This is a genomic window from Heminiphilus faecis (assembly GCF_008728965.1).
GTDB classification, from domain to species: Bacteria; Bacteroidota; Bacteroidia; order Bacteroidales; family Muribaculaceae; genus Muribaculum; species Muribaculum faecis.
Genome location: NZ_VSMC01000075.1, coordinates 1 through 622, shown reverse-complemented (window position 1 = coordinate 622; position 622 = coordinate 1). Strand labels below are relative to the sequence as shown.

Sequence of the window (622 nt, the reverse complement as noted above, 5' to 3'; positions counted from 1 at the left end):
GCCGGGGGTGCCTGAAGTGCGTGACCGCAAGGAGCGCCCTAAGGTAAAACCGGTGACTGGGGCTAAGTCGTAACAAGGTAGCCGTACCGGAAGGTGCGGCTGGAACACCTCCTTTCTGGAGCGGACCTTATTAAAGTCCCGATCGAGGAGTATGAAGCGACGCGAGTATCTGCCTTTTCTGAGGCAGGTGTCTTGTACTACGGAGTCTGTTTAACCTCATAATCCTGCTGCGGTCCATCCGCAACACGAGGGGGATTAGCTCAGCTGGCTAGAGCACCTGCTTTGCAAGCAGGGGGTCAACGGTTCGAATCCGTTATTCTCCACGACAGGATGAAGCGTCTATGACGATTCATCACAGGAAAGAGTACATTGACATACTGGAAGCCGCGACCATGCGACCGCAAACGCATGGTTGACGAAAGAAAAAAGATACGAGTAAAATCGAAGCGAACGAAGTATAGCAGTCATATCGCAAGGTGTGACGGCATCGTTACAAAAGAAACAAAGGAAAGGAGACAAGGGCACATGAAGGATGCCTTGGCTCTCGGAGGCGACGAAGGACGTGATAAGCTGCGAAAAGCCGCGGTAAGGGGCAAATACCCATTGACCCGCGGATTTCCGA

General features: G+C 52.7%; 1 tRNA gene and 2 rRNA genes. All 3 read left to right on the top strand.

The window, feature by feature from the left end:
- Window positions 1–115, top strand: a 16S ribosomal RNA gene (locus FW767_RS12990); the annotation flags it as partial.
- Window positions 116–249: 134 nt separating this feature from the next.
- A tRNA-Ala gene (locus FW767_RS12985) sits at window positions 250–323 on the top strand.
- A gap of 182 nt (window positions 324–505) precedes the next feature.
- Window positions 506–622: ribosomal RNA gene (locus tag FW767_RS12980) — 23S ribosomal RNA — on the top strand; the annotation flags it as partial.